The sequence below is a fragment of the Burkholderia sp. MSMB1078WGS genome (assembly GCF_001528895.1).
In the GTDB taxonomy this organism is placed as follows: domain Bacteria; phylum Pseudomonadota; class Gammaproteobacteria; order Burkholderiales; family Burkholderiaceae; genus Burkholderia.
On sequence record NZ_LPDI01000082.1, the window covers coordinates 197167 to 211954 of the forward strand.

Consider the following 14788-nt stretch of genomic DNA (forward strand, 5'->3'; position numbering starts at 1 on the left):
GCGTCGATTTGCGAACACCTGCTCCGCAGTTCCGCCGGCCCTGGTTACTACTGTTCTTATGATCTATAAGTTGATGAGTTCGACGATATTTCGCTATCTGGTAAACACCTGACAGGGTTATCCCTCTTTTGAACGAGGTGATTTATACGGCTAAAAAAAAGGCCCGGGAAGCGCGCCGCGCCTGCCGGACCCCGGTTTCCACAAGATTTATATATCCAATCCGTGACGGCAGATAGCGCGCCGTTACGGACTGCTTCTCATTCAGATTCAGCCAGCCGGATAAACGATCGTTTCAACGCCGTTTTCCGTGCCGAGCAAGCACAGATTCGCGCCGCGCTCGGCGAACAGGCCGACCGTCACGACGCCCGGCCATGCGTTCACCTGCGCTTCGAAACCGCGCGGATCGGCGATCTGCAGGCCCTTCACGTCGATGATCTCGTTGCCGTTGTCCGTGATGTAGGGCGCGCCGTCCTTCGTCACGCGCAGCACGGGCACGCCGCCGAGCGCGGTCACGCGCCGGCCGATCGCCGTGCGCGCCATCGGCACGACCTCGATCGGCAGCGGGAATGCGCCGAGCACCGGCACGCGCTTGCTGGCGTCCGCGATACACACGAACGTGTCGGCCACCGACGCGACGATCTTCTCGCGCGTCAGCGCGCCGCCGCCGCCCTTGATCATCGCGCCGCTCGCGTCGATCTCGTCGGCGCCGTCGACGTACACCTGAAGCGACTCGATCTCGTTCAGGTCGAACACCTTGATGCCGTGCGATTTCAGGCGTTCGGTCGTGGCGACCGAGCTCGACACGGCGCCGCGATAGCGCGATTTGACGGCGGCGAGCGCGTCGATGAAGCAGTTGGCGGTCGAGCCGGTGCCGACACCGATCACCGCACCTTCGGGCACGTTCTGGATCACGTAATCGGCGGCGGCCTGGCCGACGAGGCGTTTGAGTTCGTCTTGAGTCATGGCGTGGTAATGCTGCGGGATTGCGGAAAACCGCCAGTTTACCGGAGTCGGCGGACCGCCCTGCGTTTTTCGGCGGCCGATGCGCCGCGTATTCAGTGTGTGTCGGCGGCCGGCGCGAGGTCCGCCGCTTGCGTGCCGGGGAAGTACTTGTCGAGCAGCGCCTGCGCGATCGCGTCGCTTTCCGCGTCCGGGTTGCCCGCGTAGTCGGACGGCCGGAAATGCATCTGGAACGCGGCGAACACGCGCCGCGTGCGCGTGTCGAGCACGCCGTCGGTCGGCACGTCGTAGCCGTAGCGTGCGAGCTTGAGCTGCAGTTCCCGCACGTCGACCGGTGCGTGCGGATCGCGGCCGCCGAGCCGTGCCGCGACGGTCGCGTCGTCCGGCCATGCGCCGACGCCGGCTTGCGCGAGCGCATGCCACGGGAACAGCGGCCCGGGATCGATCTTGCGTTGCGGCGCGATGTCGCTGTGCCCGACCACGCGCGTCGGCGCAATCCCGTAGCGCGCGACGATGTCCTTCGACAGGCGGATCAGCGCGTCGACCTGTTCGGGCGGATACGGCTGCCAGGTGCGTTGCTGCGGATCGAGCGGGCCGCGGTTCACGTTCTCGATGCCGATCGACACCGCGTTCAGCTCGGTCGTGCCCTGCCATTCGCTGATACCCGCGTGCCACGCGCGCCGCGCTTCCGGAACGAGCTGGTAGACGACGGGCATCCCGCGCTCGGTGCGCGGCTGCGGCGGGATGACGTAATGCACGCTGACCGACTCGCCGGTCAGCGTGCGCAGCGATTTCGCCTCGTCGCTTTCGGTGTAATGCATCACGAGAAAGCGGATCCGCGAATCGGCGCCGCGCGCATGCAGGCTCGTGTCGGCGTAGTAGGTGTCGCGATCGACGAGCGTCGGCGACGTGCAGGCAGCCAGCAGGCCGAGCACGGCGCAGGAAACGCCGACACGGAACGGGGTCATCGGTCTCGGATTCCGGAGAGCTTGCATCGGGGCACGCGTCGTTCGGGTCATTCGATGCCCGCGCGTCGCGCGCGGGACGGGCCGGCCCTCGGTCGGGTCAGCCTCGGGGTCAGCCCTTCGCGCGTCGCTGGCGCACGGCTTCGTACAGGCACACGCCGCTCGCGACCGACACGTTCAGGCTTTCCACACTGCCGGCCATCGGGATGCTCATCACTTCGTCGCAGGTGTCGCGCGTGAGCCGGCGCATGCCTTCGCCTTCCGCGCCCATCACGAGCGCGACCGGGCCGTCGAGCTTCGTCTCGTAGAGCGTCGCCGGCGCCTCGTCCGACGTGCCGATGATCCACACGCCGGCTTCCTTCAGCTCGCGCAGCGCGCGGGCCAGGTTCGTCACCGTGATGTACGGCACCGTATCGGCCGCGCCGCTCGCCACCTTGGCCGCGGTCGCGTTCAGGCCGACCGCCCGGTCGCGCGGCGCGATCACCGCGTGCGCGCCGGCCGAATCGGCGACCCGCAGGCACGCGCCGAGGTTGTGCGGATCGGTGACGCCGTCGAGCACGAGCAGCAGCGCGGGCCCGTTGATGCCGTCGAGCAGCTCGGACAGGTTCTGCGCGAGCGGCATGTCCTCGACGCGCGCGACGACGCCCTGGTGGCGCTCGGTATGCGCGAGGCCCCACAGGCGCGTTTCGTCGGCTGCGATCAGCCGCACGCCCGCTTCCTTCGCGGCGTGCAGGAACTCCTGCATGCGGCGGTCGCGGCGCGTCTGGTCGTACAGCACCTCCGCCACCGTCGATGCATCGTGCCGCATACGTGCGGTCACCGCATGAAAACCGTAAAGAACCTTCAGACGTGACATGACTGGAACAACCTTCGATCAAACGTGCGGCCGCGCGACATGCGCAGCCGCGATCCATGGAAAAGGAAAGCGCCGCGTGGCCGGCCGATGACCGGTGACGCGGCGTCTCTCGATACTGCAGGGCGTGCGCTTGCGCCGCCCCGAACGCTCAATACTTCTTGCGGGCGCGGGCCTTCTTCGCGGCCGGCTTCGCCGACGCACCGCCGCCACCGCCCTTCTTCTTCGCGGCGCCACGCGCGGCGCGCGCTTCCTTCACCGCGACGCTCGGCGCGCTCGCGGCCGTCTTGCGGCGCGGCACGGTTTCCTCCGTCGGCGGCAGCGCGCGCACGCGCGGGCCGCTGCCGTTGCGATCGACGCCGGCAGCCGGTGCGGGCGACGGACGCGGCGCCTTCACCGGCGTATCGCGCACGAGCCGGAAATCGATCTTGCGCGCATCGAGATCGACGCGGCTCACCTGGACGCGCACGCGATCCGACAGGCGATAGCGGATGCCCGTGCGTTCGCCGCGCAGCTCGTTCTTGATCTCGTCGTACTGGAAGTAGTCCGAGCCGAGCTCCGTCACGTGCACGAGCCCTTCGATGAACAGCGTGTCGAGCTGCACGAAGATGCCGAACGACGTCACGCCGTTCACCATCCCGCCGTACTCCTCGCCGAGCTTGTCGCGCATGAAGTAGCACTTGAGCCACGCTTCGACGTCGCGCGACGCTTCGTCCGCGCGGCGTTCGTTCGCCGAGCAGTGCAGGCCGAGCTCTTCCCAGATCGCCGTGTTCGAACGCGAGCGGCCGCGCGCTTCGTCGTCGGCCTGCTGCATCGCGCGGGCGCGCGGCGACAGCGCGGTGTTCAGCTCGAAGCCTTCCGGCGCCTTCGGCACGTACTTCTTGCCCGACAGGATCGCGTAGATCGCGCGGTGCGTGAGCAGGTCCGGATAGCGGCGGATCGGGCTCGTGAAGTGCGCGTATGCCTCGTACGCGAGACCGAAGTGGCCGATGTTGTCCGGGCTGTAGACGGCCTGCTGCATCGAGCGCAGCAGCATCGGCTGCAGCATCTGCGCGTCCGGCCGGTCGCGGATCTGCGCCATCAGCGCCGCGTAGTCGCTCGCATGCGGCTTGTCGCCGCCGCCGAGCGACAGACCCATGCCGCGCAGGAACGCGCGCAGGTTCTCGAGCTTTTCCGGCGTCGGCCCCGCGTGCACGCGGTACAGGCCCGGATGCTTGTTGCGCTTCAGGAAATCGGCCGCGCAGACGTTCGCGGCCAGCATGCATTCCTCGATCAGCTTGTGCGCGTCGTTGCGCTGACGCGGCACGATCTGCTCGATCTTGCCCTGCGAGTTGCAGACGATGTAGGTCTCGGTCGTGTCGAAGTCGATCGCCCCGCGCTTTTGCCGCGCGGCGAACAGCGACTTGTAGACGCCGTACAGATCCTGCAGGTGCGGCAGCAAATCGGCGCGGCGCGCAGCCTCCGGCCCCTTCGTGTTCGACAGCACGGCCGCGACTTCGGTGTACGTCAGGCGCGCCGCCGAATGGATCACGGCCGGATAGAACTGGTATGCCTTGATCTCGCCGCGCGCGGTGATCACCATGTCGCACGCGAGCACGCAGCGGTCGACCTGCGGATTCAGCGAACAGAGGCCGTTCGACAGCTTCTCCGGCAGCATCGGGATCACGCGGCGCGGGAAGTAGACCGACGTGCTGCGCTCGAGCGCGTCGGCATCGAGCCCGCTACCCGGCTGGACGTAGTGCGACACGTCGGCGATCGCGACGATCAGCCGGAAGCCGTCGCCGCGGCCGACCTTGACCGGCTCGCAGTAGACGGCATCGTCGAAGTCGCGGGCGTCCTCGCCGTCGATCGTCACGAGCGGCACGTCGCGCAGGTCGACGCGGAAGCGCAGGTCGGCCGGCCGCACCTTGTCGGGCAGCGCGGCGGCTTCGTCGAGCGCCGGCTGGCTGAATTCGTGCGGCACGCCGTACTTGCGCACCGCGATTTCGATTTCCATGCCCGGATCGTCGATATCGCCGAGCACTTCGACGACACGGCCGAGCGGCTGCGAATGGCGGCTCGGGAAATCGGTCAGCTCGACGACGACGACCTGCCCGACCTTCGCCTTCTTCACGTTCTGCGTGATCAGGATGTCGTGGCCGATACGCTTGTCTTCCGGCGCGACGATCAGTGCGCCGTTCTCGTTCAGCAGGCGGCCGATGACGCGCTTGTTCGCGCGCTCGGTGACTTCGACGACATGCCCTTCCGGCCGGCCGCGGCGATCGTAACCGACGATCCGCGCGAGCACGCGGTCGTTGTGCATCACCTTCTGCATTTCGCCGTTCGGCAGAAACAGATCGTCCTGGCCGTCGTCGCGGATCACGAACCCGTAGCCGTCGCGATGCCCCTGCACACGCCCCGCGACGAAATTCGACGGATGGGTCAACTGGTAGTGGCCGCGCTTGTCGAGGCGGATCTGGCCGTCGCGCTCCATCGCGGCGACACGCCGGAAGAACCCCTCGCGCTCCTGACGCTTGATCGACAGGGCTTCGGCGATGTCGTTGGCGGCCAGCGGCGCGTCGCTCGTACGCAGCACGCCGAGAATCTCTTCACGGCTCGGAATGGGGTACGGATATTTGCTCAAGGGTTTGTCGATGATTGTTCTCGTTGCGTTGACCGATGGTGCACGGCATCAACATAGAGGTGTCCGTCCGAGACAGTTCTATATTGACGGCGGCGGGTCATTCTATCACCCGCCCGTGTCGCCAAATGACGGGGAATGCCGCGGCCGCGCACGGTGGCGGCCGGTTTGCGATGCGCCGCAAAAAGATGTTGACAGGAATAATTGGGGCGCTATAATTTCGCTTCTTTGCAGCAAGCAGCTACTGCAAAACGTGCCCAGGTGGCGGAATTGGTAGACGCACTAGGTTCAGGTCCTAGCGGTGGCAACATCGTGGAGGTTCGAGTCCTCTCCTGGGCACCATCTGTTTTTTAAAAAGGTCGGCTTTCAGCCGACCTTTTTTCATTTCAAGCTCGGGAAACACCGCGCCCGCATACTTGTACGAAGGCGCGCAGGCCTCGCGCTTCCCGGCGCGTCCGTGGGCTGAAGACATTCTCCCGGAACGCACGGCCCGGCCGGGCGCCTTTCCCGCGCTACCGCCCGGCCTCGCAAGCGCCTTGCCAGACTTCTCCACCATTACGCCTTCAACGGACTATCCACGCCCCTGGAGCAGATCGGCCATATCGTCGGCATGTTCTTCCTCGACCGCGAGAATCTCCTCGAACAGCCGGCGCGTCGTGACATCCTTCTCGCCGAGGTAGCGGATGATCTCCCGATACGTGTCGATGGCGATCCGCTCGGCGACCAGATTCTCGCCGATCATGCTGGTCAGGTCCGTGCCTTCCCGGTACTCCGAATGCGCACGCGTTTTCAGGCCGTCCGGCGCGAAATCGGGTTCGCCGCCGAGCTGCACGATGCGCTCGGCGATCCGGTCGGCGTGCTCCTGCTCTTCGGTCGCATGCTGCGCGAATTCCTGCGCCACGGCTTCGGAATTGATGCCTCTGGCCATGAAGTAATGCCGCTTGTAACGCAGCGTGCAGACGATCTCGGTCGCCAGCGCGTCGTTGAGCAGCTTCAGCACCTTGGTGCGGTCCGCGCCGTACGTTTGCGTGACCGGGCCGTCCGACATGTGCTTGCGCGCGTCTTCGCGAATTTTCTCGAGGTCCAGCACGAACGGGTCGCTGGATTCAGGTACCGCGTCATGGGTTGCAGGTGATTTCGTCATCGATCTGCTCCTTTATCCGGTAAGAAAATCTGCTGCCCGCCTTGGACAGCAAAATCGATACCTGCCCGGTACTGCTCGACCATCCCGCAGCGGACAGGCCCGCCCGCGGTACGGCAATTGCTGCCTTCCTGCCGAAGGCCGGCCCGTGAGGGGGCCGGACCGCAAATCTCAAGACCTTCGCCATGGCCTTACCGAACGCGTCCGGAATGACGATCGCCAGAATGGCAGGCAAAGTCGTTGCATGGCTCGTCGCAGTACTGATCATTCTGATCGCGGCGATCGCGCTGTTCATTTTCACGTTCGACTGGAATCGGGCGCGGCCCATGGTCGACGACAAGGTGAGCGCCGCGATCGGTCGTACGTTCACGATCAACGGCGACCTGACCGTGAGCTGGCATCGCGCCAGCGGCGAAACCGGCTGGCGTGCGTGGGTTCTCTGGCCTACCTTTGCGGCGCGAAACATCACGATCGCGAACCCGGACTGGACGAAACAGCGGTACTTCGCCACGCTCGACGAAATCGACTTCCAGGTGAAGCTGCTTCCGCTGATCACGCACGACATCGTCATTCCGGTCATCCATCTGGTGAGTCCTTCCATCGACCTCGAACGCGTCGCCGACGGACGAAACAACTGGACCTTCAAGCTCAAGTCCTCCGCGCACCCGCTCGAGTGGAAACTCGACCTGCACGACATCCGGCTCGACCAGGGCAACATCACGCTGTCCGACCAGCAAAAAGACGTGGCGATGCAGGCAACGGTCAACACGCTCGGCCATGCGATCCCGATCGGCGAAGTCCTGAAACAGCAGGAAAACAAGTCGCGCAGTGTGTCGGCCGAAGTGGTCGGCAAGCGAGGCGCGCAAAAGCTGAGCACGCAAGCGCAAGCGGCGGCATCTGCGGCGTCGGCAGCATCCGGTGTATCGGCAGCGCCGACCACGCCCGGAAGCCCCGCTTCGGCTGCCCAGCCGCCCGCAAGCGGAACGGCTGCCGCCGTCACGCAACAGACGGGCGAGCCGCAATACGGCATCGGCTGGACAGCGACAGGCAGCTACAAGCATTCGGCGTTGTCGGGTAACGGCAAGCTCGGCGGCGTGCTCGCGCTGCAGGATGCGTCGCGGCCCGTCCCGGTACAGGCCGACGTCAAGGCCGGCGACCTGCATGTTTCACTGGTCGGTACCGTCACCGACCCCGCCCATCTGGCTGCCGTCGATTTGCGCCTGTGGCTGCAAGGCTCGAGCCTCGATCGCCTGTATCAATTGACGGGCATCACGCTTCCCAAGACCCCGCCCTACGCCACGGAGGGTCATCTGACGGGCAACATCAAACCCGGCGGCAGCGTGTTCCGTTATGAAAAATTTTCAAGCCGCGTGGGCGGCAGCGATCTCGACGGCACGCTGATCTATACGCAACGCGCACCGCGGCCGCTGCTCACGGGCGAGGTGGTCTCGAATCTGCTGCAGTTCAAGGATCTGGCACCGGTGGTCGGCGCGGACAGCAACGCGAGCAAAGCCAGGCGCGGCGACAGCGCGCGTCAGCCGCCGAACAAGGCCCTGCCTGTCGAAGGCTTCCGGACCGAGCGCTGGAAGGCGATCGATGCCGACGTGAAATTCACGGGCCGCCGCATCATCAAGGATCCGGCGCTGCCCATTACGGATCTGTACACGCACATCGTGATGATCGATGGCGTGCTGTCGCTGGAGCCGCTCAAGTTCGGCGTCGCGAGTGGCTCGATCGCGTCGGACCTTCATCTCGACGGCCGCGAGCGGCCGCTCAAGGCACGCGCGTCGACGCGCGTGCGCCATCTCAAGCTGAAGCAGCTGCTGCCGACCGTGAAGACGATGCAGAGCGCGCTCGGTGAAGTCAATGGCGACGCGCAGTTGTCCGCGACCGGCAACACGCCGGCGGCGCTCGCAGCCAGCTCCAACGGCGAGGTGAAGCTGCTCGTCACCGACGGCGTGTTGAGCCGACTGCTCATGGAAGCCGCGGGCCTGAACGTCGCGAACGTCGTCTACGAAAAGCTGTATGGAGATCGCACCGTGCACATCAACTGCGCGGCCGCCGATTTCGTGGTCACCGATGGCGTGCTCGATTCGCATGCGTTCGCACTCGACACGGACGACGCCGTCATCAACATCGACGGCAAGGTGAACATGAAAAACGAAACGATGGATCTCGGCGTACACCCGCACACGAAGGGCTTCCGCATTTTCACACTGCGCTCGCCGCTCTACGTCAAGGGCACCTTCAAGAATCCGCACGTCGGCGTGAATCCGACCGCGCTCGCGCTACGCGGCGGCGCGATGGTCGGCCTCGGCATCGTCAATCCGTTCGCCGCGCTGATTCCGTTGATCGCGCCGAGCAACCACAAACCGCTGCCGTGCCGGCAACTGATCGCGGCGATGCAGTCGCAGCAACCGACCGCGCCGCCGCCGGGCCAACGCAAGAAGGCCAAAGGGCTGCGCCTGCCGCCGGGCACGCCGGTCGGGGACGCGACTCATTCCTCCGCCCTCGGCATGCCGTTGCCCAAGACAACTCGCTGACTCTCGTCGTTGTACCGGCGATCGCTCCGCCCGAACACGGAACGGCTGACGATCCGCCGCCGGGCACGAGCTTCGCGCGTTGGGGGAATTCGATGCCGCCCATTGCAGGCTGCCGCAACGAGGCGGCTGGAGCGGCGATCGCCCGGCCTGACTCAGCGGCGAGGCAGGAACCGACCGATACCGCGCGCCGTCGGTACTGTGCATTGCGGGCCGCGGCGACCGTGACGATCTCGTTGCCACCCTCGCGGTGAGCCCGCCCCGCCAGCGCGGGCTGCGTGCGAACAGTACTGGCTACGCGCACTTCGCGAGGGACGGCTTTCGCGACGCGCGTCGCGCTGCCTCCACTACGTCGTCGTCGCCCAGACGCGGGTACATCATCCTTCGCCTTCCCAATCGTGCCACTCGACCGAATGGGATTTCAGATACGCCGACACGGTTTCGCCGACCGTCGGCATGAAGTGGTCTTCGCCGATCCGCTCGTACAATCCGTATCGCTTCAGGCTGTCCTTGACCGGCCCCTTGAGTTCCGCGAAGCATAGCTGCATGTCCGCATCGTCGAGTTCGTCGTCGAGCCTCGCCAGCATGTCGGCGGCTGTAACGTCGATATCCGTCACGGGCTCGGCCGCGATGGCGACCCAACGGGTACGGGTGGGCGCATCGCGCGCCGCGGTCATCACGCGCTCGTGAAAGATTTCCGCGTTGGCGAAGAACAGCGGCGCATCCCAGCGCAGCAGAACCAGCCCGGGGATGCGCCGCGCGTCCGGATGACGCGCGATATCGTGATAGCCCTTCACGCCGTCGCGCCGGCCGAGCACGGCCGAATACGGGCGCCACGCCCGCCAGAGGAAAGCCAGCACGGCAAGCCCGAGGGCGATACCGACGCCGGCCACCACGCCCGACAGCACGACCCCGGCAAAGCATGCGAGGGACTGCACGAATTCCGGACGGCGCAACCGATAAAGCCGCCGCAGGCCGGCGATTTCGATCAACGAAAACGATGCGGCGACGACCACGGCCCCGAGGGTGGCTTGCGGCGTATCACGGAGCGCCTGCGGGGCAAAAACCAGCAACGCCGCCACGATGAGTGCGGCAATCAGGCCGCAGGCCTGGCTCTTCGCACCGGCCCCCTCGGCGACCGGCGTGCGCGATCCGCTGGCCGCGACCGAAAAGCCCTGGAACAGCCCTGCTGCAATATTTGCGATCCCGAGCGCGACGAATTCGCGATTGCGGTCGACACCGTCCCCGCTGCGCAGCCCGTAAATCTGCGACAGCATGCTGATGTCCGTAAACGACACCAGTGCGATCGCGGCGGCACTTGCCGATAGTGCGAGCCATTCGCTCGGCGCAAGCGCCGGAAAGTCCGGCAGCGGTAGGCCGCGCGGCAACGTGCCCACTACGCTGATGCCCGTCCGGGCCGCCAGATCGAAATATGCAGTCCCGACGGTGGCGACGGCCACGGCCACCAGCACCCCCGGCAGTTTCGGTGCCCAGCGTCTGAATGCCAGGATAACGGCGAGCGACAGCACACCGATCGACAAGGCCGCGAGGTTCGTTTTTCCGGCGGCAATGGCGCTCGCCAGCGCGCGCAACTGTTGCAGAATCGACGCTTCGTGCACGGTCAGACCGAGCAGCTTCGGTAACTGACTGACGATGATCGTGACGATGATGCCGTTCAGATAGCCGTAGCGGATCGGCGTGGACAGCAGATCGGTGATGAAGCCCAGCCGGAACAGGCCGACCGCCAGACAAAGGGCGCCGGACAGCAACGCAAGCGCGCCCGCGAGCGCTGCCGCATGCGCGAGGTTGCCGTGCGCGAGCGGCACGATGCTTGCCGCGATCAGCGCAATGAGCGCCGAATCGGGCCCGAGCACGAGGATGCGGCTCGGCCCGACCGCCGCATAGGTGACCAGCGCGGCAATCGACGCATAGAGCCCCGACGCGGCGGACAGGCCGGACGCGATCGCGTAAGCCATGCCGGCGGGCACCAGCACGGCGCTCAGCGTCACGCCTGCGGTGGCGTCACCCGGCAGCCAGGCCATCCGGTACGTGCTGAGCCACGCGATACCGGGCACGCGGCGGGCGATTTCCTTCAATCCTTGTACGGTGCTATCGCTGACCACACGTGTCGCTCCCGCGTGTCTTGGCCGGGTCATGAACTTTCGGATCGCGTGGTTCCATGACGAGCCCTCTCCCAACCGTTCACCGGCGCTGGCGGCACACTGCCGCTGTCGTGACAAGCCCGGTCGACGCTGTCTGCAGGCTGCCGCGAACGCCGGCGTTTGCGCAACGCCTTCGGATCCATTGCACTGCGCCTGTTCCGACGCGTCAGGCGGCGCAACGGAAACGCCACGCGTCGGTTCGGGTGCCCGTTCGCAGCAAGCCTCGTACCCGGCACCGGCACGCAACCGGTTGAACCACTTCGATTCGTATGGCCCCTTCTCGATTACGAGCAGTCGCTTTGTACGTTTTACCTGGCTCGCGCAAATTCCGTGTCCGGACCGCGGCGCATGACGGGGAAGAGGCAGATGGATGGGAGCCCGTCGGGTATGTCGGCATGTCGGCATGTCGGGCGCTACCAGCGTGACACTCGAAGCGGCCGCCGGAGGGTGCAAAAAATGCTCGCCTGCATCGGACGGCGAAGCTTCGCCGCCGAACGGCGCGCGAGCTGACCGGCCGATGACGAGAGCAAAGGAGTGCAATGGAAAGGGAACTGAAACTGCTGGTAGACCGCGAGCACGTGGGTAGAATCCGCGAGTCGCCGCTGTTCGCGGAAAGCAAGAACACAGTGTCGTCTGACACAACGCTCGTCAGCACCTACTACGACACACCGGAACTCGCATTTCGTCGGTGCAATGCGTCGCTGCGCGTGCGCGATCACGGCGACAAGACGGTCCAGACCATCAAGCTCGACGGCTCGGCGCAGGCAGGCGTGTACGAGCGCGACGAATTCGAAATGCCGGTCGACGGCCGCACACCCGATCTGAGCTTGTTCACCGATTCGATCCCCGCCGACAGCAGTCTAGGAAAGCTGATTCGCGATAAACGCACCGCGTCGAATCTCGAAGCGCGCTTCGTCACCAGGATTCGCCGCACGGTGCTGCCATTACACCTGCCGCCCGACGAAGAAGTCGAGTTTGCGATCGATGAAGGCACCATCGAAACCGACACGGCTTCGACTCCCATCGTCGCAGTCGAGATGGAATTGAAGCGCGGCCGGCCCGACCGTCTGTATCAGATTGCGCGCGATCTGCTCGCGACGGTTCCGCTTCGCTTCGACCGCCTGAGCAAGGCCGATCGCGGCTATGAAATGCTTCTGCAACAACATCAGACACCCGTGAAAGCGAAGCCGGTGACGCTTCACAAACGGGACAGCATCGAAGACGCATTCCACCAGATCGCACACAATTGCCTCGAGCACATTCACGCGAACGAACGCGGCGTCGTGTCCGGTCACGACCCGTCGAGCGTGCATCAGATGCGCGTCGGCCTGCGGCGTCTGCGCTCGGCGCTCGATCTGTTCGACAAGGTCATTCCCGCCTATCCGGGGCTTCAGGACGAATTGCGCTGGATCGCATCGGAGCTCGGAGAGGCGCGCGACTGGGAGGTGCTCGTTCGCTCGACACTCGGCCAGGCACTCGAGCAGACGGAGAAGAAGCTGGAACGCCGGGCAGTGGAACGCGCGTGCCAACGGGTGGCAACGGAAAAGCGCGCCAACGCAGCCGCTGCCGCGGAGTCCGTCCGTTACACGCGTCTGATGCTGCAATTGACGCTATGGCTAAACGGTGCACGCTGGCGTGACGGCATGTCGACGAAGACGTCCGAAGCCATACGAAATCCGGCGAAGCGGCTTGCATCCGACATATTGCGTCGCAGGCACAACAAGTTGCTCAAGCGCGGCCGCGGGCTGGCCGGGCTCGATGATCGCCGCCGGCATCGGGCGCGGATCGCCGCGAAGAAACTTCGGTATGCGACGGAATTCTTTGCTTCGTTGTTTCGGAAGTCGGCCGTGAAGCATTATGTGGCGACATTGAGTACGCTTCAGGACGACCTGGGCTGGCGCAACGACGCAGTGGTCGCGGACCGTCTGCTGGATTCGCTTCCCCGCACCCACGCCGATACCGCTTCGGGCGCAGCTTTCGTTCGAGGGTTCTGGGCTTCGCGCGTGGCCGCCGATTACGCTCAAATGAAAAAGTTATGGAAGCGCTTCAAGCGGCTGTCTCCACCTCGATAGAGACCGGTGCCGGCCACGCCGTATCGAGCCCGGCATAGTCGCCGCAACGGCTGCGGCAGCGCGCACCCGCGCAGCGGCCCCTTCCGCGCAAGCGCGCGGGGTTCTGCCCGTGCTGCCGATATTTCGCCGGCTCCGCGATCCGAGCGCGCGTTGCCGATCGGCCAACGCGTTAGTGATGATGCGAACGGGCCGCCCGCGTCTGTGCTGCCTTCTTGGCCGCTGCCGAGCGGCCTGCCGCGCCTTTGGTCTGCGCCGCCTTCTTGGCCGCCGCGGAACGGCTCGCGGCCGGACGGCGTGCGGCAGCGCTCTTCGCCTGCCTCGACATCGCGGTCGACGACGCCCCCTCCTTACTCTCGCGCTTCAACACGGCAGTCGTGGTGCGCGAGCGTTTCGCTTTCGATTCGGTGCTCGGGCTCGCCTTTTTCCTGCCTTGTCCCGCGGCGGTGTCCTGCGCCGCCTTCTTGCGGGTCGCTTCGCTCGTCTTGCCCTTCGCGGGCGGCTTGAGATCGACACCCGCACGCCGCGCCTGCGACAGACCGATGGCGATTGCCTGCTTGGCGGAGCGTACGCCATGCTTGCCGCTGCGTACGCGGTCGATCTCTTCCTTGACGAACTCGCCTGCCTGGGTGCTCGACGACTTGCCGCTGCGTTTGTCGGCGCGGGCTCGCTGGATCGCTCTCTGTTCGGGCATGATCACTCTCCTTGATAAAGGCGTACGCACTTTTTCGAGCAACGGGCGTGCCCAGTGCACCTCGAAGCGCGCACCGCGCGCGGCGACTGCTCCGCACAATCCGGATCGCACCGTGCGCCGCCGAAAATCAGGACTCCCCGACACCAAGCGAACGCATCCGAATCAGTGAGCGCTCCGCTTATGCCGGTTGGTTGGATCGATAGCAGAATTTATCGGTTATCGGCCGCCCTCGGCGTTGGTACGTTAGCCGGTTCGCCTCACCGCAACCCACCCACCGAGGAACACGCTTGATGACGTCGATGAACCGCCGCGCGTTTGCGCGCACGATACTGGCTGCGGGCCTCGCTGCCGCGGGCATCCGCACGCATGCGGAGAACACGCCGGCCGCGCTGCGCATCGGCTACCAGAAATCGTCGACGCTGATCACGCTGCTCAAGGCGCACGGCACGCTCGAGCAGGCGCTTGCGCCGCTCGGGCTGCGCGTGTCGTGGCATGAATTCGCGAGCGGATTGCCGCTGACCGAGGCGCTCAACGTCGGCGCCGTCGATTTCAGCGCCGACGTCGCCGACACGGTCCCGGTCTTCGCGCAGGCCGCCCATGCGCGTTTCGTGTATGTCGCGCAGGAAGCGCCGTCGCCGAAGGCACAGGCGATCATCGTGAAGAAGGACAGCGCACTGCGCACCCTCGCCGACCTGAAGGGCAAGCGCATCGCGGTCACCAAGGCCGCCGGCAGCCACTATCTGTTGCTCGTCGCGCTCGCACGCGCGCGGCTCGCGCCCGACGA

11 protein-coding genes and 1 tRNA gene are annotated in these 14788 nt (G+C 65.7%); 4 read left to right on the plus strand and 8 right to left on the minus strand.

What is annotated here, in order from left to right; translation table 11 throughout:
- Positions 1-267 precede the first annotated feature (267 nt).
- The 4 genes from rpiA to rnr form a co-directional block, all read right to left on the minus strand.
- Positions 268-963: a ribose-5-phosphate isomerase RpiA gene (rpiA, locus tag WT24_RS19675; RefSeq protein WP_059499010.1), complete on the minus strand. Its 696-nt coding sequence runs from the start codon at positions 961-963 to the stop codon at positions 268-270.
- A gap of 92 nt (positions 964-1055) precedes the next feature.
- Positions 1056-1928: an N-acetylmuramoyl-L-alanine amidase gene (locus tag WT24_RS19680; RefSeq protein WP_060035624.1), complete on the minus strand. Its 873-nt coding sequence runs from the start codon at positions 1926-1928 to the stop codon at positions 1056-1058.
- A 109-nt stretch (positions 1929-2037) separates the two neighbouring features.
- The gene (gene rlmB, locus WT24_RS19685) at positions 2038-2781 is read right to left on the minus strand and encodes a 23S rRNA (guanosine(2251)-2'-O)-methyltransferase RlmB (RefSeq protein WP_059499012.1); all 744 of its coding nucleotides are present in this window, start codon (positions 2779-2781) and stop codon (positions 2038-2040) included.
- 148 nt (positions 2782-2929) lie between these two features.
- Positions 2930-5401 carry a ribonuclease R gene (rnr, locus tag WT24_RS19690; RefSeq protein WP_059789788.1) on the minus strand — a complete coding sequence of 824 codons (2472 nt, stop codon included), beginning with the start codon at positions 5399-5401 and terminating at the stop codon, positions 2930-2932.
- A 252-nt stretch (positions 5402-5653) separates the two neighbouring features.
- On the opposite strand from rnr, the gene WT24_RS19695 reads away from it, so the two are divergent.
- Positions 5654-5740: transfer RNA gene (locus WT24_RS19695), tRNA-Leu, on the plus strand.
- 229 nt (positions 5741-5969) lie between these two features.
- On the opposite strand, the gene WT24_RS19700 is transcribed toward WT24_RS19695, so the two are convergent.
- Entirely contained in the window at positions 5970-6542 is a 573-nt protein-coding gene (locus WT24_RS19700; protein WP_060035626.1) for a bacterioferritin, read from the minus strand.
- Complete coding sequence (locus tag WT24_RS34955) at positions 6517-6774, minus strand: hypothetical protein (RefSeq protein WP_179949374.1); 258 nt, start codon at positions 6772-6774, stop codon at positions 6517-6519. Before WT24_RS34955 ends, WT24_RS19700 begins: the two co-directional genes overlap by 26 nt.
- On the opposite strand from WT24_RS34955, the gene WT24_RS19705 reads away from it, so the two are divergent.
- Positions 6725-9082, plus strand: coding sequence for an AsmA family protein (locus WT24_RS19705; RefSeq protein ID WP_060035627.1), 2358 nt, complete (start codon positions 6725-6727; stop codon positions 9080-9082). The genes WT24_RS34955 and WT24_RS19705 overlap by 50 nt on opposite strands.
- 374 nt (positions 9083-9456) lie before the next feature.
- Here the strand turns inward: WT24_RS19705 and WT24_RS19710 are convergent, their stop codons facing one another.
- Entirely contained in the window at positions 9457-11121 is a 1665-nt protein-coding gene (locus WT24_RS19710) for a SulP family inorganic anion transporter (RefSeq protein WP_257127526.1), read from the minus strand.
- Positions 11122-11780: 659 nt separating this feature from the next.
- Here WT24_RS19710 and WT24_RS19715 point away from each other — a divergent pair.
- Positions 11781-13313: a CYTH and CHAD domain-containing protein gene (locus WT24_RS19715; RefSeq protein ID WP_060035631.1), complete on the plus strand. Its 1533-nt coding sequence runs from the start codon at positions 11781-11783 to the stop codon at positions 13311-13313.
- A 169-nt stretch (positions 13314-13482) separates the two neighbouring features.
- Here WT24_RS19715 and WT24_RS19720 read toward each other — a convergent pair whose 3' ends face one another.
- Complete coding sequence (locus tag WT24_RS19720; protein WP_059499017.1) at positions 13483-14004, minus strand: DUF6496 domain-containing protein; 522 nt, start codon at positions 14002-14004, stop codon at positions 13483-13485.
- Positions 14005-14294: 290 nt separating this feature from the next.
- On the opposite strand from WT24_RS19720, the gene WT24_RS19725 reads away from it, so the two are divergent.
- Positions 14295-14788, plus strand: a 494-nt coding sequence (locus WT24_RS19725; RefSeq protein WP_179949376.1) for a PhnD/SsuA/transferrin family substrate-binding protein, incomplete at its 3' end; no start/stop codon positions are given.

Bases quoted from the DNA above. Each gene is read 5' to 3' on its own strand.
- WT24_RS19720 (WP_059499017.1), bottom strand. From the start codon at position 14,004: ATGCCCGAACAGAGAGCGATCCAGCGAGCCCGCGCCGACAAACGCAGC.
- WT24_RS19705 (WP_060035627.1), top strand. From the start codon at position 6,725: ATGGCCTTACCGAACGCGTCCGGAATGACGATCGCCAGAATGGCAGGC.
- rpiA (WP_059499010.1), bottom strand. From the start codon at position 963: ATGACTCAAGACGAACTCAAACGCCTCGTCGGCCAGGCCGCCGCCGAT.
- rlmB (WP_059499012.1), bottom strand. From the start codon at position 2,781: ATGTCACGTCTGAAGGTTCTTTACGGTTTTCATGCGGTGACCGCACGT.
- WT24_RS19715 (WP_060035631.1), top strand. From the start codon at position 11,781: ATGGAAAGGGAACTGAAACTGCTGGTAGACCGCGAGCACGTGGGTAGA.
- WT24_RS19680 (WP_060035624.1), bottom strand. From the start codon at position 1,928: ATGACCCCGTTCCGTGTCGGCGTTTCCTGCGCCGTGCTCGGCCTGCTG.
- WT24_RS19700 (WP_060035626.1), bottom strand. From the start codon at position 6,542: ATGACGAAATCACCTGCAACCCATGACGCGGTACCTGAATCCAGCGAC.
- WT24_RS19710 (WP_257127526.1), bottom strand. From the start codon at position 11,121: ATGGCCTGGCTGCCGGGTGACGCCACCGCAGGCGTGACGCTGAGCGCC.